Raw genomic sequence first — 25511 nt, forward strand, 5'->3', positions numbered from 1 at the left:
CGGGGGATATGCTGGCGGGAGAGCAGGAGGAGTGAACGCTGCGCCAGGATTCTGTGTGTATAAAACGATGAACGATATTGGTGCACTATAGTGCGCGCAGTTGATTGATCTCGCCACGCGTCTGGGAAGAATGTTTAGCTTGCTGCTCTGTAAAGGCCATAGGAAAATACCATCAGGGCCAATCAGAACCTGGTATCCAGGTATGATCGACTGGAAAAAGGTGAGTCAGAACAGCCAGAACCTCGTGAACCTCTTTCCTGACAGAGCGCTCATTGAAGGGGATGCGTTCAATTTCAATCGAAAGGGATGTTTCCAGAGGGCTCTCGACGTACACGAGCCTCCTCCTCTACCTGGCCAGCAGGAGGAAAGACCTCCTGCTGGCTAACTCTGGTGAAGCCTCTGGCCCCTTTGGCTTCAGCAGGGACTAGTTCCTCTCGCTACCAATGTCTTTAGTTAACATAAATGTATTAGGTGATAAAAATAAAGATAATGAGTACGTAGGACTCTCGATGTAAAGTGGCCTGAAAGTGTCCCGCTCCTGTCCTGGTAGGAACTTCCTTTTCCTCGTACACTTCTAATACAGAAACCGGCGTTTCCTCGCGAGCGAAGAAGCAGAGAGCTTTCGTCAACCATCTCCATGCCGTTCATTTGCCTGAGCGCATGCTAGCCGCTGTTCAGGCGGTGTTGGCAAATACTATTTGATGGCATGCCAGGTGAAGGCAATCCCTTCCAGAGTGGAAGTGGCTGCTGCCAGAAGCAGAAGAGAATGACGGCGAAGGCCTTGCTCTACGATAGAAGGGATAGATAGAGCGTTATGGCAGGCCATGTTGGTCAACAGATCGACCAGTATCACCTTATGCGTCTTCTAGAACAACGTGCTACGAGCGAAATCTACCTTGCGCAGCTTCGTAATCAAGGAACACCTGTCACCATACATTTGTTTCACAGCACTATCGAGAATGAAAATGCCCGCGAGCGTTTTCGGGCAGAGATAGAACCCCTGATACGCTTAAAACATCCTCATCTGCTATCGATTTATGGCTATGGAGAGAAGGAACACATTCCATACCTGGTCGTGGCTACTATAGCCGGAGAAACATTGCGTCAACGATATCCCCTGGAGAGCAAGGTTGAGCTTGCCACTGTGCTCGATGTTGTAAGTCAGGTTGCCAGCGCCCTCCAGTACATGCATGAGCATGGTTTGATCCACCACGATATTCGCCCTGAACAGATATGGATTGACACAAACAATACTGTCCGGCTTCGTCCACCAGAACTGACATCGCTCACGATGACAACGCAATTTCAAGAGCAAAGCGACCTGGTAGATATGGTTGCGTATCTGGCACCTGAACAGCGCCAGGGGCGCCCTGAACCAGCAAGTGACCAATATTCCCTGGCAGTTGTTGCTTACGAGTTGCTGAGTGGCCATTTGCCTTTCCAGGGATCATTTATGGAGGTGATAAAGCAACAGGAGAGCGCTCCCCCACCTCCGCTTGATGCCTCACCTGGCCTGCCACCTGGGATAAACGCGGTGCTCTCGCGAGCACTCAACAAAGATCCAGCGGCACGCTTCCCCTCTATGCTGAGTTTTGTCTCTGCCTTGCAAGATGCTGCCGATGGCAAGGAGATCCAGGCGGTGGCCCCTGTCGCGCTTGTTTCTAGCTACCAGGGACAAATCGGAGTTCGGGCAACTCATACAGGCTCGGGATACGATCCAGCATCACAGTCTCACCAGTTCGAGGCAGGTACGGCAACCTTGGGAAAACCCATGATCTTGCCAGTCGTGCGTGGCCCTTTCCAGAGCCGGGATCTGCGGATAGTAGGCGTATACTGTGCAATTGCCTTGCTCCTGCAAGGCCTGGTCTGCCTGAGACTCTATACTGGCTTAAATGACTTTGTTACCAATATGAATGCTCAAGATCCTGCGACCTTCTCAAACCTGTTAGCAGAGTATGCTGGAGCGATGATTGGCTTTGAGGTCATCACAGCTATACTCTCCTTCTTGACAAGCTACATGACCGGCCCGGTGTTTGGAGCATGGCGTGCGGCTATTATCAATCTGATCTATTACACTGGTTCCACACTTGGGTTACTGACCGTGTTTCTTCTAATCGATCCCGCAAACCAGAGCGCCTCGGATCCCACGAATCTTGCACCTGGCACAATCAAATTTTACCTGAAGATACCCTCTCCAGCACAAGTGCTCATTCTCGTGGCGATCACGCTCCTGGGATCGATGGCCTTTGCCTTTGTCGTAGGCAAAGTGTATGAGCGGCGTAAGAAGCGCAACCTGTTCATTTCCTGGGGAATCTATACCCTGGCGGTCCTGAGTATGACTCTCTGGACTAATATTGCTTATGCCCTCGCTACGCCACTGCTAGGAAATTTACAGCAAACCCCGAGCCTCGGAGTTATTGGCCAGACTCCCTGGATCTCGTTGATCATCGTGCCACCATTGATGGTAGGCCTGGAAGCCATTATCCAGGCTATCGTGCTCAGGCGTCGTCAGAGGCGCGACTCATGATAGACGACAATCTGAAAGACCTGCCAGACCTACATGCCTTTCGTTTATTGCAACGAATAGGAAGAGGAGGTTTTGCAGATGTATACCTTGCCAGGCAGGAGCACCTCGATATGCTGGTTGCTATCAAGCTATTGCATAACCGCCTGGATGGCGAGGACAAGCTTGAGAGCTTTCGTCAGGAAGCGCGCTTGATTGCTCAGCTTGAGCATCCCCATATCGTACGTGTGCTTGACTTTGGGATTGTGGAGCAAACCCCTTACCTGGTAATGAACTATGCATCAGGGGGAACGCTGCGACAACGCGTCCCCAGAGGGAGTCGCTTACCCTTGCCACAGGTTGTCGAGTATGTAAGCCAGGTTGCCGATGCGCTCCAATGGGCGCATCGGCATCACGTTGTGCACCGCGATGTGAAGCCAGAGAACATTCTCTTTGGGAGTCACGGGCAATTGCTCTTGAGTGATTTTGGCATTGCAATCATGGTTCAGGATCTCTCATCCGAAGGACACCATGTAGCAGGCACAGCAGCTTATATGGCACCTGAACAGGTGCAGAGGCGAACAGAACCTGCAAGCGATCAATATGCACTGGCTGTCATGGCTTATGAATGGCTCTGCGGAGAACGACCATTTCAGGGATCATCAATGCAGATGATGCTGCAACATCTATCAGCTCCCCCACCATCGTTTCCTCTATCTTTTGCGATACCAAGAGAGGTGGAGCGCGTCATACATAAAGCGTTGGCGAAGGAGCCCACAGAACGTTTTGCGTCGGTAGTGGAGTTTGCGCAGGCCCTCCGAAAAGCGAGCGCCTTACACTCCGCCTTTGTTGCTAGGCCTGATCAGTACCAACAGGATCAGCAAATCGCTCACCTGGAAACTACTGCCTCCGACGTGAACGTCGCCGCCTTGACCAGCGCACTCTATCTCTCACCTGGTGAAGAGAAGCCAGAACGCACCACTATTTTCCCTCTCCAGCGAGAGGCATTCGGGAGTGGTGGCGTTCTCGTAACCCTGGTGGCCTGCGTCTTCCCACTGTTGCTTCTGTTCCCAATGTTGATTGGAGAAGGTGCTCTCTACTCATACCTGAACGAGAATGAGTTGCCCTCACTCTGTCTTCTCGCCTGGCTTCTGCTTATCGGCCCGGTATTGGGAAGCAGGCGCGCGCCACTGGTAGTCGCGCTTGTCTATAGCCTTGTTTTGACGCCACTGCTGTTACAGGGGCGCATTCCCCTCTTCACCGCTCTAAGTACGACGCTGGCACAGATCGTCATAACCGCCGGAGCAGGGGCCTGGCAGGAGCGCAAGAGAGCGTATCAGTTTCTGTCATCATTGCTGCTTACCCTTGTAAGTATGGTCGCTTCAATCTCACTCAATTCATTCATTTTTCAACAACCGCTTTATTGTCCGTTTATCAGTATCTCAATATCTCATCCAACATCATTAACAATTCTACCAATTGTAGCGTCGCTGCTGGCCGCGAGCCTGGAGTGGATAGTGTCTATCTGTATGCCATCATCGCGTCGCCTGTCATTGCCACAAGTAAAGGCTCAGCAGCACCGAAACGACATCCATGATCAGCGGACACAATAGCTGCTGAGCGTCTGCTTGCCTGGAGAGAGGGAAGAATGGTCAACTATAAAGAACATCTTGGTAACTATCGCCTGCTTAAACCACTGGGTGAGAGCAAACTTGCCCAGGTGTACCTGGCTGAACATATACACCTGGGCACCCAGGCCGTAATCAAGGTCTTGCATACGCGGGAATTGCAAGAAGAGCACGGAGAGCTTTTTAAGCAAGAGGCTTATATCCTGGCTCGCCTGGAGCATCCCCATATCTTGCGTATACTCAATTTTGATCTTGATGAGGGAATACCCTTCCTGGTCATGTCCTACGCTTCAGGAGGCTCGCTCCAAATGCGTCATCCCTCTGGCAGCCGCGTACCTCTTCCCCGGGTGAATGACTATGTTCAGCAGATAGCGGCAGCATTGCAATATGCGCATGAACAAAAGATTATCCATCGGAATGTCAAACCCAAAAACCTTCTGATAGGAGCGCATGGTGAAATTCTTCTGACTGACTTTAGTATTGCCTCGCAGAGTCGGAGTATGGCCGGTGGAATTGTCGGTACACCAACCTACGCGGCCCCTGAGCAGATGTACCAGCAAGCTGTAGCCGCCAGCGACCAATATGCGCTTGGCATTATCGTCTATGAGTGGCTGTGTGGACACGTCCCCTTTCAAGGTACCTTCGCGGAAATACTCTCCCAGCATTATTCAGCGCCCGTACCTTCTCTTCGTCAGCAGACAGGGCTCTCATCAGCCGTTGAGCATGTTGTGCTAAGAGCACTGGAGAAGGAGCCAGAGCAGCGTTTCCCCTCGCTCCAGGCATTTGCGAAGGCATTTCAGGACGCAGTTGATCAGCAGGAACGGGCCGCGAGAAGGATCAGCGAAGGGAAAGGAGATGAGCCATCTTCGGCGGAGCAGACCGCGATGGTGCTGAGAGATACCGATGAAGAAGATACGAACGAAAGTGAACAATCGCCCGCGTATATACCTTCTCAGCCTCTTGTTGAGGACGACATAAAGCATTTCCCGCTCTTTCGCGGTGCACCACGCTGGCGTGACATACTGGTCATCCCAGGATATATCGTGAGCCTTGTGCTGCTCATCCTGCTGGCCTATATATTGAGACCGACCTCATCTTCAGGTGTGGTTACACAGGGTGGAGAGCTCTCTCCCGAGGGTTTAAGTACCGTGGTGTTTGTTTTTCTCTTATGGGTATTTATTGGCACCTGGATGTTACTGGCTGGTGCCATGCTTGGCTGGTGGCGGGGATGCTGTGCCATGTTTCTCACGGGTTTGCTGCTCTACATCTTGTATCCCCAGGCATTGGGACCCATCCTGGTGTTTACAAGTACCACGCTATTGTGTGCCTGCTTAAGCGGTGTTTTATTGGAATATCGTCAATATCGTCGGCAGCGCAGCTTCCTGGCGAACTGGGGCATTCTGAGTCTGGCCTTTCTTCTCTCCTCCTCGTGGATGATGTTCCTCTTGGAGATTGTAGGGGGGCCTTTTCTCTCTCCCACACTTCGTATAGGGGAGGGCGGCTGGATGTTTATGTATGGGCCAATTGCTGCCCTGACTATGTCTGTCATAGATTGTGCGCACTGTCTCGGAGGTTCCCTCTTTCTGGCTCCACTGGTTGCCGGTATTGAGGTTGGATTGGCGCAGTTAGACAACTTTAGAAAGGTAAGAATGATAGAAAATGAATAGTATATCATCGACTATGGCTATGCAATTTGATCCATCTCAGCGATGGAAGAGCTTGAGTGTCCTATGGTCTGCCGTGCAAGTCTTTTTTTTCGGCGTGAGCATCCTCCTCTTGCTGCTGATGGTGAGTTTCAATCTGCAAATTCTCCCTGAACGAGGGCAGATAGAATTCGCCTTCATTGTCATTGTCGTCCCCATACTCCTGATTCTTAGTATTGTTCAGGCTCAACGCTCGTATCATCAAAGCGTCTCACGCCGCCGACAGATCCTCAGTGGAGAGTGGCAGGAACGCACGCAATTTCAGCCCGCGCCTCAGAACCAGAATGCGCTGCCGTCAACGCCGATATGGCTGGGCATCCGTCTCAATCTGGCACCAATCATCCTGAACTTCATTCTCATTCTCCTATGTTTTGGGGGCATCCTGCTGTTACTCTGGTCGCTTTACTCCACCTGGGCCACCTTCCTGAACAACTATGGCAACGCAGCCACAGCGATAGCATTGGATGCCTGGCTCAGGTATGTCGTTCTTGCAATCATCTTGTGGGTAACCTGGACCGCCCTGGGAGTCTTTGTCAACTTGAGGATGCGTCGCTGGCTCTGTCCAGAGCTTGAGGCGACGGAGGATGGCCTGGCAGCCTGGTATCCTGGCGAGGAAGTGATTATCCCATGGGACGACGTTCGCTACTTCGCGCTTGTCAAGCAACATAAATCATCACCAGACCCAAACAACTGGGCCTATGAGATCGGCGATGGCGAGAAAAGTATTCGCTGGCAGCAGCCATACATGGCAAAGCGCATGTACCCCCTCTACGTATCAGAGCTTCCGCGAGACCAGTATGAGCAAGAGTTTGCCAATCTCCTCTCACTGATCGCGGCGCGAACGGGGCGGCCGCTGCTTGACATGCGCTTGAAATAATCGTGTGTATGTCAGCTATTCATTTTGCTCGTTTCTGGGGAGGGCGGGTCTTGCTCTGCACCTCCCTGTTCCTGCACAAGTTGAGCGTGGAGTTCCCGGGTAGCGGCCGTTTTGGGGTGAGCTTCTCCCAGAGACAACGAGCGGACCTTCAGGGCACGCTCAGCAAAAGAGTTCTTCAGGGATCGCATCTGGCTGCAGCAGCGCACAGACCCGCAAAAAGTCCCGCACCGCTGGGTGGCGTTCGGCTATCGCCGCGACAGCAAGAGCAAACGTCGTGGACACTGGCAGCGGGTGATTCTGTGCACCCTCTCCTCGCTGCTGGAGCAGGGCAGTACGCCGGGTACGGAAGAGATCCAGGTAGGCTCCAGCCTGATCGAGCGCCAGGGGCAATCCTCCTGTCGCCGTGACCAGTTCCGCCGCTGCCGCGTAGTGGGACGGCTGTTGCACGGAAAGCTGATACATGGGTTCGCCAGTCGCTTCCGCCTCCAACACTCTGGCACGACGCAACAGGAATAATATCCCTTCCCTGTGCTTCATGGGCAAGAGGGAGATGCCTCGCGCATGTGTCCCCAACGCCTGCCCCCTGCCGTCTCGGCTGCCCTTTCCTCATACACTTGAGATGGTACATGTTCATCATGTATGGTGCACACGGCATGGATTGGGTTGACGAACACGGCGGTCTCCTCGGCGCGTTTTTACTATGATAACGCTCATCCCCAACCTTATTCAGGACCTGGGCAATACTCAGCCAGCAATGGTCGTTTCCTGGAGATCACAATCAGCCGAGAAGAAACTATTGAAGCCGCTGATGGCCCCAACTGTTCGTTTTTTTGAATATAAGCTGGTCCTATGTTCGTGAAGCGGTAATTGTATCTATTTTCCTCCCTCTCCCGTCTGTGTCTGTGCTATACTTCCATTGTTTATCTCTACAGAAACGCTATTATTTCTCTGCTCTGGGGGAAGGCATGTCTTTCGAAGGCCGTCAACTGGGACATTATCATTTGCTGCGTCTAATTGGTAGTGGGGGCATGGGCGAAATCTACCAGGCTGAAGATACCCATATCCCGCGCCAGGTGGCTGTTAAAGTTATCCGTGATGAAAAAGATCTTTCTTATGGCGATAGCCACGTCTCATCAGATGCGGAACGGCTCTTTCAACGCGAGATGAAGGCTATCTCCTTGCTTGATCATCCACACATCTTACCCGTGTTCGACTACGGCGCAGACCAGGTACATGAGGACACGCTCACCTACCTGGTTATGCCCTATCAACCAGAGGGCTCATTGCTCGATTGGCTGCGTAAGCGTGGTACTAATAAGTTGCTTGCTCCCGGCGAGAGCATTCATATTCTACTTCAAGCTGCTGATGCTCTACAGCACGCACATGAACGACACATTGTTCACCAGGATATCAAACCATCCAATTTCCTCATCCGCATACGTAACAGCGCGACAGAGATGCCCGATGTGTTGCTAGCCGATTTTGGCATTGCCAAATTTATCAATGCCACTGCCACTGTGAGCCAGAGCGTGCGTGGCACCCCTATTTATATGTCTCCTGAACAATGGGAAGGCCAGCCCGTGCCTGCCAGCGATCAATACGCCCTCGCCATCATGGCTTTTCAATTATTGACTGGTTATGTCCCCTTTCGGGGCAGCCCTGGGCAGGTCATGCGCCTGCATCTTACCGCGCAGCCTCCCACACCCAGTAAGCTCAACCCACAGCTCTCAGCGGAGATCGATGCTGTGCTTCTCCATGCTCTCGCGAAACGGCCCGAAGAGCGATTTTCCTCAGTACTACAATTTGCGCAAGCTCTCCAGCAGGCATTTCTCCAGGATATCGAATCCCAATCCACATCTATTGCGCATAACCAGAACTCTCAGACTGCCTCTCATTCCCTTTTGACCCTCAAGAGACAATCGGTCGCGTCAAACACCCCCTTCCATGACATACAGGAGGCCAACGCTACAAGCAAACCACTTCACAATCTCCAGCAAGCAAGCACTATTTCACCAGCGGCTTCTCCGATAACCCCCGCTTTATCCACTCCATCATTTAGGCCCGTTATTTCCCAGCCAGTATCGACGACTACGCCTACAACACCGCTCGACCAGCAGGCACAGCCTCGCTTCAGGCTTTCTCACTTGCAGAAACTTCTTCTGATCGCTGGTGTTGTCCTCCTCATCCTGAGCAGCAGCATCGCGCTCGCTACTGTTGTTAGCAGGGCAGCTAATTCTGATAGGCAAACAGTTGCTACTGCCACAGCGAACAGTGTTCGAACTTCTCAGGCAAACGCATCTGCAACCACACAGGCACGCAAGAACGCTACAGCTACCGCCATTGCCAACGATCCTTACCTCTCTGGCAAAGGCACACTACTGGTCAGCGATCCTCTGAGCGTGCCAAAGCTCTGGAAGAACACTACATCTGGTGACTGGGGTGGTACATGCACGTTTAGGAATGGCATATATCATACTATGCAAAATATTGGCCCCAATCGCTCTTTCCATTGCGATGCTGGTACTCTCCAGGTCAGTAACTTCATATATGAAGTGCAGATGACCATTCTCAAAGGTGATTGCGGAGGCATAACGTTCCGCTATGCCAATAGCGATCATTCAGGTTACAGATTCCGGGTATGTGCCGATGGAACCGCCCGCCTCAGCGTATATCCTAATGGCGCAACGTACAACATATTATTTGATAGCGCGTCTCCTGCTATCAAGCAAGGCTTCAACCAGAGTAATGTCATAGCAGCGGTAGCTAACAGCAATCACGTTGACCTGTATGTAAATAAACAAAAAATCGGCAGCGCCACCGATGATACGTTCGGCAAAGGCATGCTCGCGCTCTTCACTTCGGATCTTAATAAGCCTACTGAGATCGCTTTCAGCAACGCGCGCATCTGGCAGCTTTAGGATGATTTATTACTGAGAAGATCACTCTAGCACAGTTCCAGTATCAGCAGCGTTGATCCGGTATCGTCTCAACAACGCTGCTGATACCACCAACATTCTGATCAAAGCTCGACCAATACGATCTGTTATCGCTTCAGTTTGCTAGTCATGGGAGTGCTTTCCCCGCTCAGATTCCTCCTTTTACCATTACGTCGCCAGCGGCCCGTCATGCGCGCGCGTAGCGCATGAACACAACGCCTGATGGCAGTGATCTGGCTTCGAGCAGGCGCAGATGAACGCGCAGAGCCTCAGGAAAAAGCTTCTTGCCACTGCCGAGCACAACCGGGTAAACATGCAGGCTATATTCATCAATCAGATCGTGCTCGGCCAAGGTATGAACCAGCACGCTGCTGCCATCGATGACGATGTTCTTGCCGGACTGTGCTTTCAAGGTGCGCACTTCCTCGACAACATTGCTGCTAATCAAGGTTGAGTTGCGCCAGGCCGAGGCCGTTGTTAGGGTTGTGGAAACAACGTACTTCGGCATGCTGTTCATGAGATCGCCAAAGGGGTCCCCGGCTGGCATGGGTTCAAATGCCCCGCCGTGTATCTGCCAGGTTTTGCGCCCCAGAAGCAGCGCGTCAGTTTGGCTCATTTCCTCAAAGAAGTGCGCGCCAATGTCATCGTGCCAGAACGGCCATGTCCACCCGCCATGGGTGAAGCCGCCCTCGGTATCTTCTTCTGCGCCACCAGGCGCTTGTATGACATTGTCCAACGACACAAACTCTGAGACAACGATCTTTCGCATGATTCCCTCCATATTATTTCTTTTCGATACTCTATCGAAAGGGATGTTTCCCAAAAAGGATGTTTCCCAGAGGGCTCTCGACGCACACGAGCCTCCGCCTCTACCTGGCTAGCAGGAGGTCTTTCCTCCTGCTAGCGAACTCTGGTGAATCCCTTGCCTCCCTGTTTGGGGGCGATGAGAGGAGCATCCTGCGATCTGAGGATGCCCCTGGTCGTGATTCTTGTGAGATTCCCTGGACAGGGATAGTATGCCTCAAGGAAAAGGGGTTGTCTTGTACAAAAACGAAAGCTGCTCAGGTCGGCTGTGATGAAGCAATTGAGCGGGAGTTTGGCCAATGAAGTGCCCCAGCGACCTGGTGAGATGTGGCTGATCGTAATAGCCAGCCTGCACAATGGTGTCGAGAATTGAGACGCCTTGCAGTAAGAGGAAGGTGGCAGAGCGGGCTCGTTCGATTTGTCGGACAGCGCTCTGGGTGATCCCGATAGACTGCAAGAACCGATACTGGACCGAGCGCACGGTCAGGTCGTTGAGGTGTCCCTGTAGGGCAGCCTCGATGATGGGATCATGAACCAGCAACCCCTCATGCACCAGCCTGTCAACAAAGGTATCGGCATTCTCATAGGTAGGAAATTGCCAGGCCGAGCCACCCAGCCAGAAGGTGGTGTTGGAAGAGGCTTCCAGGTTCACCGAGTCATCCACCAGCGATCTTACAGGCAGATGGGGCAGAAACACGCCCGGCTTCAACAAGATGCCAACCCACTCCCCCTCGGCAGGACAGTCTCCAACCGGGGTGGCTTTGGTCTCGGGCCCCCGCACCGTCAGGGTGATCTTGCCCTGGAGTTTACTCACGACAAGCTCAAGGCGGCTCACGGCAATAGAGAGAAACGGGTGAGAACCCTCACTATGGGTGCACCAGATCCGTTCGACAAAAGGCGAGTCCGAGGGTCTCTGCGCATCAAAGAAAATCATGCTTTTGTCTCCGATGTCTGCATTCGTTATGAATAGCAGTTTGTAAATAAGCTGAAACTTCGACCAATTTTTAAGCGAAACCTGGATCTATCCACGGCATACGTAACGAGTTCTACCTCATCAGTAAATTGGTCTGAAAGCGTCCATCATTGCTTAACTGTTTCTATAAGGCAGAGGTATTTTTGAGTCTTTGCAGAAAAAAGTGAGAGCCTTGCTATGCTGAAGGCACAAATGCTGGCACTCACCAGTTCTCATTCTGAGACAAACAAAGAAAAACGGAAGGGCTCATCTCCATTGGTGCTGTTTCAAAGAATATTTGCCTGATGAGGTGATTCGAGATTGGCACTCTTAGCCATATCTTCTTTAAGCGCAATCATTGAGTTTTATCAATAAGGGTAGGGCCTCCTTATCATCAAAATTGCGTTTGAGCCCTTCATCAGCAAAATACAAAAATTTTGTGTTTTGTCTTCAAACCTTTTTCTCGCTGTCGAGAAAGATAAGGCATGAAAAAACCTAAAATCGCTTGGATATAACATTTCTCGAACACATTTTGGCAAGCCTTAAGGAGCAAGAGGGCACGGATCAACTTAAGGAGGTACTTTGCGTGATAATTTATCTCCGACATGAATGACCGGGAATTCCTCGGCACAATCTTTGTAATGTTGATTCTTCTTATGTAATTTCTTATGTAATTTTCAAGCTCAATAGAAGTAAAAATTAGCATCCCGCGAGTTTTTTTTCGCATTCTACCATAAAAAAATCCAGAGATACACGAAATAACCGATAAAAAGTACTGATCTTGCTCTCAATGAGATGCATTTTTTGTACATTTAACAAAATCGTCCCAAATGGTATGAAATTTCTAAAGAAGTGCCCGTGAAGGAGGAAGATCTATACTTAAGAGTAATAATGGCGAAAATGAAGGGAGAGTACAAAAATGGGCCATTTTGTTGGGAGGATTCCGTCACGTTCGCATGAATGGTGGCAATGAGTGCCAGCCATCCTCCCATGAAAACCTCCTGTTCGCCATTAGAGGATCGTTTCTTTTCACACAAAAAAGGAGTTTTCCGTGCAGAAACGAGCTATCCGAGCGTTTGCAGTCTCCATGTTTGTTCTCATCCTGGCAGCCTTAACCCCCCTGACCGTATTTGCGGCGCCAGCTTCCCAAGAGAACACCGCTTCCTCCCTGGACACGAATCCCTACTCGCCTGCGTACCAGCACAGCTACCGACATGGCGCAGTCCCTACGACCAGTCAACAGGCTAAGATCAAAGCCTATCAGCAGGCGCATTCGAGCTCAACTCCGGCAGTGTCCGCTAACACACTGTCCTATGGTGGTGGCATCGACGGCATTGGTGTGACCAGCGGCAAAGAGAAAGTCTATCTGGTTTTCTGGGGCACCCAGTGGGGAACTCAGAGCACTGACAGCAGTGGCAACCTGACCTTTTCCAACGACTCCGCTGGTGCCGCGCCACGCTTACAGAATATGTTCAAGGGCCTGGGCACTGGCAACGAACTGTGGTCAGGCGTGATGACCCAGTATTGTGACGGTTCCGGCGTCACGGCAGGTGCTACCAGTTGTTCGTCGAGTACCGCACATGTTGGCTATCCGACTGGTGGTGCTTTCTCTGGTGTCTGGTACGATAACTCTGGTGCCGAGCCAAGTACGGCGAGCGGAAATCAGTTAGCCAACGAGGCAATCAAGGCCGCCGGACACTTCAGCAACACAACGGCGGCAAGCAACCGATATGCACAGTACGTGATCCTCTCGGCGACCGGAACCAACCCCGACGGCTGGAGGACGGGAGGATTCTGCGCGTGGCACGACTATAATGGTGACACGACGCTTTCTGGCGGCGCGGCCAGCTCGCCCTACGGTGATATCGCCTTCACCAACATGCCATATGTTCTAGACGCTGGCAGCAGCTGCGGCCAGAATTTCGTTAACTCTGGCTCAGCGGGCACTCTCGATGGCTTCACCATGGTCGAAGGCCACGAATACTCCGAAACCATTACCGACCAGAACCCCGCTGGCGGTTGGACGAGTAGCAGTAGTGGGCAAGAGAACGCGGATGAGTGCGCCTGGATCTCCTCCGGCCAGGGTGCCTCTGCTAATGTCACGATGGGCAACGGCACCTACACCATGCAATCGACCTGGTCGAATGACACCAACAGGTGCGATATATCCCACCCCATCGTTGGTGGAGGAACCACAACGAATGATTTCTCGATCAGCGCCAGTCCCACCAGCCTGTCTATTGCTCCCGGTGGCAGCGGCACCTCTACGATCAGCACTGCGGTAACCAGTGGCTCGGCGGGAACCATTAGCCTCTCAGCGAGCGTCTCGCCTTCCGGCCCAACAGCCTCGCTCTCGCCCACTTCGGTTACGGCGGGTAGCTCCTCGACCCTGACCGTCTCGGTTGGCTCGTCGGTCGCGACGGGAAACTATACCGTTAGCGTGACTGGTACCGAAGGCAGTGCCACCCACAGCACATCCGTGACGGTGACTGTCACATCAACGAGCGGTGGTGGCATTACCAACGGAGGCTTCGAGACGGGGAGCCTCTCCGGCTGGACCTCCGCTGGGACTACCTCGGTCAGCACCACGGTGCATTCGGGCAGTTATTCCGCTCGGGTGGGCTCAACCTCGCCGACCAATGGCGACAGCAGCATCAGCCAGACCTTCACGGTACCCAGTGGGAATACGCATCTGACCTTCTGGTATCGCGTGTATTGTCCGGATACGCTGACCTATGACTGGGCAACGGCGACACTGAAGGACAACACGAGTGGTACGACCTCGACCGCCCTGGCCAAGACCTGTAACACCAACGGGACCTGGGTCCAGGTGTCAGCTACGGTGACGGCCGGCCACTCCTATACCCTGAAGTTGATCAGTCACGACGATAACTATGCTGGCGACGCGACGTACACGTACTACGATGATGTTGTACTAAGCTAGCAAGATCAATGGGCACTCACAGATGGGGGTAGCTGCTTGAGCTATCCCCATCTGTGATCATTTGGGTGCGCAAGGGTGGGCGCTGGTGACTACTACCTGCTGCGACGCGAGGTCGAGCGTCCACAAAAAGCGCAGTGCAACGAGAATCTGCATCATGACGCCCGCTATACCCTGTGCCAGGATATCGTGCAACTCACGCGCCAGGCGTTGGCACTCGGCGATACGCGAGAGGTCCTTGCATAAGCCGAACAGTTTTAATAATGGACGTGATGGAGCCGATGAGCAAAGTGATGCCCCAGATGATGGTAATGATACCAATGCATAGAGCGGCGATCGCGTCAGTAATACTGACGAGGAATGCCGGAAAGATACCAAGAAGAAGGCTAACGAGAACAGTGCCAAGAAGAGAGGTAAGGAGAAGCAGAAGAAGTCCTTTGCTTTCAAGAAAGCGCTGTTGAGCGAAGAACAGGCTACCGGAGAAACCGAACTTGAGTAACATGATAACGCTCAATACCACATATGCACCTGCCCGATTAAAGGATCCGTACACAATGAGGTAGATAAGCGTGCCGAAAGGTATGGATATGAGCAGCGAGATCATCAGCATAAGCAGGCTAAGGGCGATGAAGATCTGGCGGAGAGCGAAGCCCATGAGCAGGAGTGAGAAGATGAGGGTGGCAATTCCCTGTACTCTGCCATGCAGGCGCTCTGGAATGAATAAGGCAACACCCATAAGAGTAACGGTGAAAAGCATGATACTGTCAAGGAGGGCCAGGTCGGGGAGACCAAGACCCGGTGGATGCCCCTGGCTGCTAAGCTGTGCCACCATATTTTGCTGGTCACGGTTGAGTCCGGCAGTAGCTGCAGAGAGTTGTGGAGGCAGTTGGAAGGCCGTGAGTGGAACCGGGTTGTTGCGAAGCACACCAGGGAGAGCTGTACCTACTTCAATGAGTACGACGCTACAAATCAAGATGATAGCACAGAATAAGAAAGGCGTACGCAAGCGATTCATCGCATACCTCATAACTACCGAACGCTTAGGACAGACGGCAAAAACACAATCCTCTTCCTTTGATCCGATTGTCAATCTTGGATAGGAAGCATACTTCGCTGCTTACCTGTACCGTTCCTGAGCCAATTATAGCTGGAAGTCAATGGAGCGGTCAAGCACACAAAGTATTGTTCATGCTATTTAAGAATTTATTTCACTTCTAGCTTAAATATATCCTATCGCGTCGCGATCAATGATTAAATAGAAATCTTCAAGTTTCTATAAGTAGCTTTTGAAAGCGGTTTTTGATATTTTACTATGAAATAAAGTATACTACTTTTGTACATCTCAATTGCATATAGATGCCTGTGTATCTTTAACCTCTAAAAAAAGCGCCGGGGCACGTCTGATCTATAGATGCCGTCACAAGAAGCATATATTTTCCTTCCTCTGCCTGGAGATGGGGACCTCCAGGCAGAGAATTAACAGAAGGGTTTGGAATGATACCGGTCGCATATCAATCGATTTCAGGCGCAGAAACGAGGACGCCGTGATTGATCAAGTGGATAGAGAGCTACAAGAGTGGGTAAAGAGCGTTGTCATGGGGGCTGATGTTGTTCTGGGCCCACCTCGTCAGTTAGAAGGCAAATATGGCGTGAGCCTCTATTTGCTCGCGTTAATCAATCCCCGCAAGCGTGGATGAATCGACAGCCTCCTATACGAATTGCATTGCGCTATTTCGTGGCAACCTGGGCAGGAGACGATGAGGAGGAGGCACATCGTCTCCTGGGAAAACTCGTCCTGGCGGCTATGAAGAAGCATGAGTATGAGCTTGACCTGGCAGAAGTGCCTGCGGACATGTGGGCGGCCTTAGGCATAGCCCCACGACCCACGTTTACGCTGTGTGTTCCACTCCCCATTGAGCGGCCAGAGCCGGTCACCAGGCTAGTACAAGGGCCTCTAGTGATGCGTGGAACGCCTATCACAAGTCTGTACGGGATCGTTCTGGGGCCAGGTGATGTCCCGATTGCCGGGGCAAGTGTGGAACTGCCCGCTCTCCAACTTCGCAATCACACCGATACAGGGGGGCGATTCCACTTCCCCACAGTGCCTGGAGAAGCGGGTAGTATCCGCTTGCTGGTGAAGGCAAAAGGGCGGATGCAGAATGTTACGGTGGAACAGTCCACTTCAGGCAGAGAGCCACTGGCTATACGGTTCGATTCATTTGAGATAAAGTGAGAACTACCATGATGAATCCTATGGCACCGGACATTTACATTGAGGAAGTTTCGGGGGGGACGAGACCAATCCAGGCAGTTGGCACAAGCACTGCTGGTTTTGTTGGCGAAGCTCCCGATCCAACCAGGCGCTTGAACGAAGCGGTAGCTATTAACAACTGGTCGCAGTTCATGCGCTTTTTCGTCTCCGAGGGGAGTAAGAGCACGCCGCTCTCACACGCCGTCTACGGTTTTTTCCAGAACGGCGGTAGCCGATGCTTTGTGGTCAACGTTGGTAAAGGTGGGTCGATCGCGGGCGGAGGACGTGCCCGCGTAGGACTCGATGTCCTTGAGCAGATCGATGAGGTCGCTATCGTTGCAGCACCGGGATACACTGATGCAACTTCATATGACCTCGTCCTTTCGCACTGTGAAAGGCTCAAGGACCGGGTCGCGATACTGGACGCGTCTGAAAATATTGAAGACATTACGTTGCTGACACAGGTTGCCACAGCGAAGGCCCAGCCGACATCGGGAACGGGTCATGCAGGGGCGACTGGTGAAACCAAAAAGGGCAACGCCGCCGAGGTAGATGACGGTACGACCGCGGAACTCGGGGATCGAGGGGGGCTCGGCCACGGCAGTCAGATGGCGGTTATGGAGCGTTTTATTTCCCCTGGATCACAGTGCGCGACTCACTCTCGCCCAACGACCTCGTTGATGTGCCGCCCTCTGGTCATCTTGCCGGAATTTGGGCGCGCACGGATGCGACGCGAGGTGTACATAAAGCACCAGCGAATGAAGCGGTACGGGGTGCGCTCAATCTTACCTATCTGCTCACACGCGATGAACAGGGGATATTGAATCAGAGTGGCGTAAACTGTCTTCGGTCGTTCGCGCGTGAGGGAATTCGTGTTTGGGGCGCGCGTACCATTGCCGATGGAAGTAGTGAGTGGCGTTATCTCAATGTGCGGCGCCTGTTCAATATGATTGAAGAATCGATAGCCACGAGTACGCGCTGGATTGTCTTTGAACCAAATGACAGGACCCTATGGAAATCGATCCGGAGGGACCTCTCGGCATTCCTGACGCGTTTGTGGCGAGACGGGGCGTTGATGGGTCGCACCCCTCAGGAAGCGTTCTTTGTCAAGTGCGACGAAGAAACAAATCCACCCGACACCATTGATGCTGGTATGGTTGTCACGGTTATTGGCATTGCCCCTGTCAAACCCGCCGAGTTCATTGTTTTCCGTATCAGTCAGCATGCAAGTGGGCTTGATACAGAAACTGTGGGAGGTTTTAATGCCTGAAGCTGGAGATATAGCACCAGGAACGGCGCCGTCTGGTGCGCAACCAGGCGTATTCAACGACCCCTATCGGGCCTATAACTTTAAACTGGTGATTCAGGGTGTCACTGAAGGACATTTTACTGCTTGCAGTGGGCTGGGAATCAAGATTCAAGTCATCAAGTACCGCGAAGGGGGAACGAACCAGGTGGTGCATTGCATTCCAGGCCCGGTAGAATATGCCGATGTGACGTTACGCTATGGACTCACCGCCTCGCATGAGGTCTGGGATTGGCTCATGACCGCAGTGGCAGGAAGAGTCGAACGCAAGAATGTCTCTATTCTGATGCTCGATAGTGATGGCGTGAGCGAAATGATGCGTTGGGATCTCATCAATGCCTGGCCGTCTGAGTGGCGTGGCGCTCCCCTGGACGCGCTCAATCGCGAGGCCGCCATCGAGACCTTGACGTTAGTCTACGAGACGTTGCAACGGGCGTAGAAAACGATGGAAAAACGGAACGTCAAAGGCTTGATGTTGCATGCACTGGCAAGCCAGTTACAGCGTTGGGCAGATTTCGTGGCCAGGCAGGCGGGAGCCGAACGTCGCGGAGTGCTATGGGGCCAGGGGAGCGCGCAGCGCGTCGATTCTCGTTTTGTATCTTCACCCATGCCGGTAGCGCAGTCGCCGATCCCTGAAGAATATGTGGAAAGTGGGGATATTGACAGTCCGCCTGCTCACTGGCTGGCACGCGTGCAGCAAGGCGCACCAGAACTGCTGTGGCAGAAAGGGCATGCCAGCCGGAGCACGGCAATACCATCTCAGGTACCCCTGGCGGCACAGAAACAGAGCGGCACATGGACAATGATCGACGGAAAGGAAATGCATGTGCCTGCGGCGCTACGAGTGAAGAAGGATACTAGCAGGTCAGCGGAGCCGGGTAAACAGCCTGACGAGGCACGCAGGGAACGTCAGGTCAACATGGAAGCGTCTGTGTCAGGAGAGGAGAGCCCACGTGTACCTTCCGCCAAGCAGGCCAGTCACGACGCTCGCCCTTTCACTGATTGGCACACGTTTCCAACTGGCAACAGCGGAGGAGCGCTAATAGGTGTAGAAGGGAGGAGACCAGCGCGAACAGAGAAGACTGAGCCAGCAGAACCAGCGGGAGAAACCTTGCCCCAGGCAGGCGTTGGCCACAGCCATCAGGTGAGCCAGGGTGCTTTGCATGCGCCAAACACGCAAGTGGTAAGCAATCACTTACAAGACAGCGAGAAGAATGAGCACAACCTCTGGTCTCAAGCGAGCATGCCAGGTTCAGCATACGACCATCAATCACTCATCGAGCAGGAACAGGCAAGCATGCGCTGGCCATCTCTTCCAGAGGAAGAGGCAACCCGCAACCTGAGCACGGATTGGGACATAGCGCGACGAGCCTGGGAACGGGAGCAGCGCTTGGACGAGGAACAGCGAGGTCGCTCATGGAACGCGTAGCCTTTTTGCTGGAAGAAACCAATGAGCGCCTGGGATGTTTACTCAATCCCGATAGCCTGGTGATGCGACGGCTGGCGGGAGTGCTGCCCCGGCGTTCACTGGGAGGAGTGGTGAACGGAGTAGAGTTACGGGATGATCCCCTGCTCTACACCGGAGGTGGCAGGACAGAGCTAGAACTCAATCTCTTGTTTGATATTTCTCTGGCAGGGTCTTCCATCGTGACGGGTGATGTGCGTAATCTCACGGGACCACTATGGAACCTTGCTGAAAATACTCGTGGCGTCAGTAGCTATCGACGGCCTCCGCTGGTGCGTTTTGTCTGGGGCAAATCGTGGAACATACCCGCGATCGTGGTCGCGGTGGCTGAGCACCTGGAGCAGTTTACAGCAGAGGGGGCCCCACAGCGCTCCTGGTTGCGTATGAGGCTCTGGCGAGTAAACGAGTCGCTGAAAACGACGTTACCAGGAAGGCAGCCCCTTCAGGCTCAAACGCTCTCCCCGGAAGGGCTACAAGTGCCTCCGGAGAGTGTATCAGAGGACCGCGTACGCGTGCATGTTGTCAGCGAAGGTGAGCGTCTCGATGTGATTGCCGCTCGTTACTACCCAGAACAATCGGCAGCAGAGGTATCCTCTCTATGGCGGATGCTCGCCTCGTTCAATAATCTGCAAGATCCGCTTCACCTCCCAGTGGGTTTCTTGCTGCGCATCCCGCCACTCTCGGTGCTAGGAGGAGAAGGCGCATGAACTATGTACATTCCCTGCCCGAGGTGCTTGTGGAAGCAGAGGGAACGGCGCTCGCCACTGATATTTCGCAGTCGCTAGGAGAGGTACGGATTCAGCAGCGTCTCTCGCTGCCGACGCTCTGCGAATTGACATTTGCCGATCCACCAGCATCCCTGGCGAGCGCCGTATGGCTCACACCAGGGACAGCGTTGCGTGTCATGATCGCAGGGCAACCGGAACCACTTTTTGTGGGTCAAGTGACGGCAGTTGAGCATTGCTACGAGCCAGCCTATGGTCGCGCAATTCGCGTTCGTGGGTACGATCTCCTGCATCGGCTACGGAAGCGCCAATCGGTGCGCGCCCATGTACAGGTCACTACACGAGACCTGGCGCAAGAACTGGCCGCCGACCTGGGATTGGTTGTGAAGGCAGCGGAACCTGGACCATTGTGGCCCCGGCTCATCCAGCATCGGCAATCAGATCTCGAACTCCTGCAGGAAGTGGCCGAACGGTGTGGGTTATACCTGGCGCTACGGGGAAATGTCCTGCATCTGTTGACCTTGCAAGGCATTGGCGAGGTCGTGCCACTTGCCCTGGGCGAGTCCCTCCCTCAAGCACGCATCGAGATCAATGCTGACACGGTATGCCAATCAGTGGCCGCGGCGGGATGGGATCCATCACGAATAGAAACCCACGAAGGCCAGGCATCACGGGCGCGAGTAGGACGTGCTGTTGCCGCCGGGATAACGCCGGCACATGTCGGTGGAAGCGAGAGGCGCGAGCTTGTTGATGAAGCGGCACCTGGCAGCGATCACGCGATCGGGCTCGCTCAGGCAGAGTTAGACTTGCGGGTAGCGCGAGAAGTGACGCTCTGGGGGATAGCCGAGGGCGATCCACGCCTACAACCAGGAACGCCGGTGGAGGTCACAGGAGTAGCCGACGCCGTGGCGGGGCGCTACGTCCTCTCGGCTGTCACGCATACCATTGATGCCCGTAAGGGGTTTATTTCCGAAATCACCAGTTCTCCTCCTGCTACGCGACCGCGGTCGCGTAGCAGTCTCGCCACGCCAGGAGTGGTAACTCAGATAGATGATCCCGAGAAGTTAGGGCGCATTCGCGTTTCCCTGCCAACGTATGGCAATGTGGAGACAGACTGGATGGGGGTTTTGAGCGCAGGGGCGGGCGCGGGAAAAGGATTTATAACCTTACCAGACATTGGAGATCACGTGCTGGTCCTCTTCGCGCACGAAGATCCAGGCCAGGGAGTAGTGCTCGGTGGACTCTACGGAGTAGAGGAACCACCAGATGTGGGCATTGATGGCGGTGTGGTGCGCCGCTATACGTTGCTGACCCCGGGCGGGCAGCGTATCCAGCTTGATGATGGGCAGCAGACGATCCGCCTGGAGAACAGTCGTGGAAGCTACTGCGAACTCTCGCCGCAGAAGGTGCGCGTACATGCGACGGCGGATCTGGAGATCGAGGCACCGGGGCAACGGGTAGTCATTCGCGGCAAGAACATCGACTTTGAGAGAGGATAAACGATGAAGTGGCTCACTGAGTATGGGGTTATTACCTGCAAACACGAGTTAGGAGTCGTCTCTCTCGCGACGACCCAGGACCTGGTGACCATCGAGCAGCGAAAGGTGCTGGTAGAGAACGATCCGGAAGGCAGGTTGATCACGGGCTGCCCGAATATTGGCGCCACGATCAAACCATGTACTCGCACCCTCAACGTAGAGGTCGGCTACTCCGATTTTCTGCGCATTCATGGTCAGCGCATCTGCCTGGATACGGTGACCGGCCTGACCGACGGGACGCCACCGGGCGTGGTCAAATACACGGTGCGCGACCCCGGTCAACAACTCGTGACGGAGGTACTATGAGCACGCCACGCTATCGCGCCTGGAAATTCGTCCATCCCGACCTGGACACGTCGGAGGGGCCAGCGGGCCTCGGTCTCACTCCACGGGGAGGTATTGCCATGGTGGACGATCGTGACTCCGTACGCCAGGCAATCTTACTCTTGCTGTCCACTGTCCCAGGCGAGAGAATCATGCGCCCTGAGTATGGTTGTCATTTGCATCGCCTGGTGTTCTCTCCCAATGATGAGACGACTGCCGGTTTAGCCATTCACTATGTGCGGCAGGCGCTCGATCGGTGGGAGCCGCGCATTGAAGTGCTGCGGCTAGATGCGCAGCGTGACGCAGTGAATCCAGAACAACTCACGATCAGCCTTGAATACCGTGTACGGGCCACCCAGCAGACCGATGTCACGACGCTTCCCTTTAACCTTGCGGGAGGGAGACGCTAATGCCACTTCCCTCGCCCAACCTGGACGATCGTGACTTCCGGCAGCTTATGGAGGAAGCGCGTCGTCGTATTACGCAGTCGTCTCCGGAGTGGACAGACCTTTCGCCGGGCGATCCCGGAATGGTGCTGCTGGAACTGTTCGCGCACCTCACCGAAACGATGATCTACCGCTTAAACCGTGTGCCCGAGAAGATGTACATCGAGTTCTTGAGGTTGATCGGCCTGCGCCTGCAACCCCCAGCCGCGGCCAGCGTGAGCTTGCTCTTTAGCCGGGCACGAGCCGAGGATCAACCGATCCAGATCCCTCGGGGAACGCGGGTGGCGCTCAGTCGCTCGGGGAGTTCAAGCGACGCGCTTATCTTTACGACGGCGGTGAACGCGACTATCCCTGCTGGTAGAACTCAGGTAGAAGTATTGGCTCACCACTGCGATCTGGTGGAGGGTGAGCTTGCCGGGACGGGTACCGGTTTGCCCAATCTGGTTATCAGGGTACAGCGGGCACCATTCGTAGCGAGAACGGGAGACGATTTGGACCTGATCGTCGGCGTTGAAGCTGGGCCAGGCGAACTGGGCGAACGTATCCCAGCAATCGAATATCAAGGCAAGACCTATCGTGTATGGCGCGAGGTTGATAGCTTTACCAACGTTGGAGATGACCCGTATGTTTACCTTGCCGATAGGATGTCGGGAATGATCATGTTCGCCCCAGCGGCGCGGCTTGGGCAGCGGGGGGGCGCGCTGGAAGATGTTGCACATGCACTATCGGCTATTCCGGGTGCTAGGCGAGAGATACGGGTCTGGTACCGGCGTGGGGGTGGGCCAGAGGGAAATGTTGAGGCCAACACCCTGACCAAACTGAAGGACCAGATCATCGGCGTCCAGGTCACAAACCCCGGTCCGGCAGTGGGAGGACGCGCGGCGGAAACGCTGGAGAATGCGTTGGTGCGCGGGCCACAGCAATTGCACTCATTGCAACGGGCGGTAACTGCCCGCGATTTCGAACTGGTCGCGCTCTACAATTCACGGGTAGTGGCACGAGCGAAAGCGCTGACGCGGGCCGCGTTATGGGCATATGCCACACCTGGAACCGTAGAAGTGCTGCTGGTTCCCTTTCTCCCCGAAGAGAAGCGGGATGGAGGACAGGTGACGGTGTCCGTGCTCCAGGACCACCAGACCACGGAGGCCCGCGTACATGTCCAGCAGGCACTGGACGAGCGACGTCCGCTTGGGACGACCTGCCTGGTAAATTGGGCCCATTATAAGGAGGTACGTGTGAAGGCGAGAATCGTGATCAGGCGGGAAGAAGATCCTCAGGCAGTCAGGCAGCGGGTCATTGAACGCCTGCACCAGACGATTAACCCACTGCCGACACCGTTCAGTTCGACTGGATGGCCCTTTGGGCAGGCCCTGCGCGCATCCCATGTCTACGATGTGGCATTAGCAGAGCCAGGGGTGCGCTGGGTGGATCAGGTACGGCTCGTGGTAGATGAGGTCCCCGAGAGTAATGTAACAACACTTGTCGCCGATAGCACACAGCCGCGAACCTGGTATGTCGGGAGTGGAAGCATGCTGTTCCGCTCGCTCAACGATGGCGGGGGCTGGGAGCCGGCTGGCCGCTTCAAGGGAGAGGAAATCACCGTTGTGCAGGTTCATGCGCGTCAAGCGGGGCTTGTCGCCGTTGCCACTCGCCTGCCCAACGATAAGGGATCGCGCCTGCACATTTCGCGAGATTGCGCAGAAACATGGGAAGCCACCATCTACTCCCTGGCATTCCTGATACAGGACCTGGCATGGACATTACGGGGCGGCGCGCCTGTTCTGCTACTGGCGACAAACGTCGGGTTGTATGAACTCACCATGCAGCCGGGCAGTAGCCCTGTACAGGTGCTCGTGGACCAGTCGAATCAGGGGCTAGGCTTTTACGCGGTAACAACCAGTACGGACGCGCGGGGGAGCACAAACGTCGCTGTGGCGGCGCAGAATACCGGTGGGGTCTATCTTTCCAGCAGTGGGGGCGCGACGAGCACCTTTCGGCATACTGGGCTGCGTGGCGAGGATATCAGGGAATTAGTGATAGAGCACGATGGTCCCCGCTCATTTATCTGGGCGGGCGCGGCGGTCTCCGGCGGAGATGACCCCGGCAAGGGATGCTTTACCTGGGAGTTGCGCGGCTCAGAGGACCCGCCAGAAGGATGGCAAAGGTTCGGAAAAAACTGGACTGGGGGGACGTGTCGCTCAATCACTTTTATCGGCACGAAGGTTCTGGCGGGCTCTCATCGCGCGGGTGTGCTGCAACTAGACCGCCGTGGACGTGATGCCGCCTGGCGAGTATCTGACGTAGGCTGTGGCCTGCCCCTGAGAGACCCGGGCCGCTTCCACCCGGTCATCGCGCTTGGAGCGGACCCTGAAACCGGGTTGGTACTGGCGGGCGGAGCAAAGGGGATTTTCCGTAGCGAGGATGGTGGGGGGGCCTACTCTTCATCCTCGAACAAAGAATTCCCCGACAAAGTGACGTTGCCAGCAACCTGGTTGTTCGTCTCAGGCGAGCACGATATAGCGGTAGTAGGTGAAGATGAAGCGGACTGATATTGAGCGCCTGCTCCCCGAGGTTTTTCAGCGGGCCATAGAGGGAGGCTCGCCCTTGCTCACCCTGCTCGAAGTGATGGAAGCCCTGCCAGCTCCAGACGAGGCAGTGTTAGACCAGCTTGATGCGTTCTTTGATCCTTATCGCGCTCCCGATGCGTTCGTGCCTTTCCTGGCGAGCTGGGTCGATCTAGAACGTTTTTTACAGGGCGTTCCCGCAACATCCGCGACGCAGGCTGCTCCTTCCTGGCCCAGTGGAATGGGGCGGCTCCGCGAACTGATAGCTGCCGTACCGTTCCTGGCACAATGGCGAGGGACGGCAAAGGGACTGCTACGCTTCCTGGAAACGGCAACCGGCGTACAAGGCTTCACGATAGAGGAGCAGGTGCCGGGATCTGATGGCCTGCCCCGACCATTCCACCTGCGCGTTCGGGCCCCACACGAAGCGGCGCCATACCGCGCCATGATCGAGCAGATCATCGAGTCGGAAAAGCCTGCCTATGTTACCTATGAACTTGAAATGGTGGAGAATCCAGAAGGCAGACCACCTTCCTCTTAGAAAGGGG

24 protein-coding genes are annotated in these 25511 nt (G+C 54.3%); 18 read left to right on the forward strand and 6 right to left on the reverse strand.

What is annotated here, in order from left to right; all coding sequences use genetic code 11:
- Nucleotides 1-172: 172 nt before the first annotated feature.
- Nucleotides 173-334 carry a hypothetical protein gene (locus JMJ04_RS33360; RefSeq protein WP_201374711.1) on the reverse strand — a complete coding sequence of 54 codons (162 nt, stop codon included), beginning with the start codon at nucleotides 332-334 and terminating at the stop codon, nucleotides 173-175.
- Between the two features lie 480 nt (nucleotides 335-814).
- Between JMJ04_RS33360 and JMJ04_RS33365 the strand changes: the two genes are divergently transcribed.
- Genes JMJ04_RS33365 through JMJ04_RS33380 form a run of 4 tightly spaced genes read left to right on the forward strand, consistent with a single transcriptional unit; the run spans nucleotide 815 to nucleotide 6711 of the window.
- Nucleotides 815-2527, forward strand: a complete 1713-nt coding sequence (locus tag JMJ04_RS33365) for a serine/threonine protein kinase (RefSeq protein WP_201374712.1) — start codon at nucleotides 815-817, stop codon at nucleotides 2525-2527.
- On the forward strand, nucleotides 2524-4116 hold the full coding sequence (locus tag JMJ04_RS33370) for a serine/threonine protein kinase (protein WP_201374713.1): 1593 nt from the start codon (nucleotides 2524-2526) through the stop codon (nucleotides 4114-4116). The genes JMJ04_RS33365 and JMJ04_RS33370 overlap by 4 nt, the downstream gene beginning before the upstream one ends.
- A 35-nt stretch (nucleotides 4117-4151) precedes the next feature.
- Complete coding sequence (locus JMJ04_RS33375; RefSeq protein WP_201374714.1) at nucleotides 4152-5798, forward strand: serine/threonine protein kinase; 1647 nt, start codon at nucleotides 4152-4154, stop codon at nucleotides 5796-5798.
- Nucleotides 5791-6711 carry a hypothetical protein gene (locus JMJ04_RS33380; RefSeq protein ID WP_201374715.1) on the forward strand — a complete coding sequence of 307 codons (921 nt, stop codon included), beginning with the start codon at nucleotides 5791-5793 and terminating at the stop codon, nucleotides 6709-6711. Before JMJ04_RS33375 ends, JMJ04_RS33380 begins: the two co-directional genes overlap by 8 nt.
- A 159-nt stretch (nucleotides 6712-6870) precedes the next feature.
- Here JMJ04_RS33380 and JMJ04_RS33385 read toward each other — a convergent pair whose 3' ends face one another.
- Nucleotides 6871-7218 (reverse strand): hypothetical protein, encoded by a 348-nt coding sequence (locus JMJ04_RS33385; RefSeq protein WP_201374716.1) that lies wholly within the window; start codon nucleotides 7216-7218, stop codon nucleotides 6871-6873.
- Between the two features lie 132 nt (nucleotides 7219-7350).
- On the opposite strand from JMJ04_RS33385, the gene JMJ04_RS33390 reads away from it, so the two are divergent.
- Both JMJ04_RS33390 and JMJ04_RS33395 read left to right on the forward strand, forming a co-directional pair.
- On the forward strand, nucleotides 7351-7545 hold the full coding sequence (locus JMJ04_RS33390; protein WP_201374717.1) for a hypothetical protein: 195 nt from the start codon (nucleotides 7351-7353) through the stop codon (nucleotides 7543-7545).
- Nucleotides 7546-7676: 131 nt separating this feature from the next.
- Nucleotides 7677-9629 (forward strand): protein kinase domain-containing protein, encoded by a 1953-nt coding sequence (locus tag JMJ04_RS33395; protein ID WP_201374718.1) that lies wholly within the window; start codon nucleotides 7677-7679, stop codon nucleotides 9627-9629.
- Between the two features lie 205 nt (nucleotides 9630-9834).
- Here the strand turns inward: JMJ04_RS33395 and JMJ04_RS33400 are convergent, their stop codons facing one another.
- Both JMJ04_RS33400 and JMJ04_RS33405 read right to left on the reverse strand, forming a co-directional pair.
- On the reverse strand, nucleotides 9835-10416 hold the full coding sequence (locus tag JMJ04_RS33400; RefSeq protein WP_201374719.1) for a dihydrofolate reductase family protein: 582 nt from the start codon (nucleotides 10414-10416) through the stop codon (nucleotides 9835-9837).
- Between the two features lie 252 nt (nucleotides 10417-10668).
- Nucleotides 10669-11385, reverse strand: coding sequence for a helix-turn-helix domain-containing protein (locus tag JMJ04_RS33405; RefSeq protein ID WP_201374720.1), 717 nt, complete (start codon nucleotides 11383-11385; stop codon nucleotides 10669-10671).
- A 1069-nt stretch (nucleotides 11386-12454) separates the two neighbouring features.
- Between JMJ04_RS33405 and JMJ04_RS33410 the strand changes: the two genes are divergently transcribed.
- Entirely contained in the window at nucleotides 12455-14347 is a 1893-nt protein-coding gene (locus JMJ04_RS33410; protein ID WP_201374721.1) for a hypothetical protein, read from the forward strand.
- Nucleotides 14348-14404: 57 nt separating this feature from the next.
- Here JMJ04_RS33410 and JMJ04_RS49105 read toward each other — a convergent pair whose 3' ends face one another.
- Nucleotides 14405-14539 (reverse strand): hypothetical protein, encoded by a 135-nt coding sequence (locus tag JMJ04_RS49105; RefSeq protein WP_420799542.1) that lies wholly within the window; start codon nucleotides 14537-14539, stop codon nucleotides 14405-14407.
- Between the two features lies 1 nt (nucleotide 14540).
- On the reverse strand, nucleotides 14541-15359 hold the full coding sequence (locus tag JMJ04_RS33415; RefSeq protein ID WP_201374722.1) for a hypothetical protein: 819 nt from the start codon (nucleotides 15357-15359) through the stop codon (nucleotides 14541-14543).
- Between the two features lie 529 nt (nucleotides 15360-15888).
- Between JMJ04_RS33415 and JMJ04_RS33420 the strand changes: the two genes are divergently transcribed.
- From JMJ04_RS33420 to JMJ04_RS33470, 11 genes are all read left to right on the forward strand, one after another.
- Nucleotides 15889-16041 (forward strand): hypothetical protein, encoded by a 153-nt coding sequence (locus tag JMJ04_RS33420; protein ID WP_201374723.1) that lies wholly within the window; start codon nucleotides 15889-15891, stop codon nucleotides 16039-16041.
- Nucleotides 16038-16577: a hypothetical protein gene (locus JMJ04_RS33425; protein WP_201374724.1), complete on the forward strand. Its 540-nt coding sequence runs from the start codon at nucleotides 16038-16040 to the stop codon at nucleotides 16575-16577. The genes JMJ04_RS33420 and JMJ04_RS33425 overlap by 4 nt, the downstream gene beginning before the upstream one ends.
- Nucleotides 16578-17241: 664 nt before the next feature.
- Complete coding sequence (locus JMJ04_RS33430) at nucleotides 17242-17865, forward strand: phage tail sheath family protein (RefSeq protein WP_236038740.1); 624 nt, start codon at nucleotides 17242-17244, stop codon at nucleotides 17863-17865.
- On the forward strand, nucleotides 17858-18340 hold the full coding sequence (locus tag JMJ04_RS33435; protein ID WP_201374725.1) for a phage tail protein: 483 nt from the start codon (nucleotides 17858-17860) through the stop codon (nucleotides 18338-18340). Before JMJ04_RS33430 ends, JMJ04_RS33435 begins: the two co-directional genes overlap by 8 nt.
- Before the next feature lie 6 nt (nucleotides 18341-18346).
- The gene (locus JMJ04_RS33440; protein WP_201374726.1) at nucleotides 18347-19330 is read left to right on the forward strand and encodes a hypothetical protein; all 984 of its coding nucleotides are present in this window, start codon (nucleotides 18347-18349) and stop codon (nucleotides 19328-19330) included.
- Complete coding sequence (locus JMJ04_RS33445; protein ID WP_201374727.1) at nucleotides 19318-20073, forward strand: LysM peptidoglycan-binding domain-containing protein; 756 nt, start codon at nucleotides 19318-19320, stop codon at nucleotides 20071-20073. The genes JMJ04_RS33440 and JMJ04_RS33445 overlap by 13 nt, the downstream gene beginning before the upstream one ends.
- Entirely contained in the window at nucleotides 20070-21590 is a 1521-nt protein-coding gene (locus tag JMJ04_RS33450; RefSeq protein WP_201374728.1) for a phage baseplate assembly protein V, read from the forward strand. The genes JMJ04_RS33445 and JMJ04_RS33450 overlap by 4 nt, the downstream gene beginning before the upstream one ends.
- A gap of 3 nt (nucleotides 21591-21593) precedes the next feature.
- A complete protein-coding gene (locus tag JMJ04_RS33455) occupies nucleotides 21594-21935 on the forward strand; it encodes a hypothetical protein (RefSeq protein WP_201374729.1) in 342 nt (113 codons plus the stop codon).
- On the forward strand, nucleotides 21932-22363 hold the full coding sequence (locus JMJ04_RS33460) for a GPW/gp25 family protein (protein ID WP_201374730.1): 432 nt from the start codon (nucleotides 21932-21934) through the stop codon (nucleotides 22361-22363). The genes JMJ04_RS33455 and JMJ04_RS33460 overlap by 4 nt, the downstream gene beginning before the upstream one ends.
- Nucleotides 22363-24948, forward strand: coding sequence for a baseplate J/gp47 family protein (locus JMJ04_RS33465; protein ID WP_201374731.1), 2586 nt, complete (start codon nucleotides 22363-22365; stop codon nucleotides 24946-24948). Before JMJ04_RS33460 ends, JMJ04_RS33465 begins: the two co-directional genes overlap by 1 nt.
- A complete protein-coding gene (locus JMJ04_RS33470) occupies nucleotides 24935-25504 on the forward strand; it encodes a phage tail protein (RefSeq protein ID WP_201374732.1) in 570 nt (189 codons plus the stop codon). The genes JMJ04_RS33465 and JMJ04_RS33470 overlap by 14 nt, the downstream gene beginning before the upstream one ends.
- The last annotated feature ends 7 nt before the right edge of the window (nucleotides 25505-25511 follow it).

Origin of the sequence: Ktedonobacter robiniae (genome assembly GCF_016587375.1) — a bacterium.
Classification (GTDB): domain Bacteria; phylum Chloroflexota; class Ktedonobacteria; order Ktedonobacterales; family Ktedonobacteraceae; genus Ktedonobacter; species Ktedonobacter robiniae.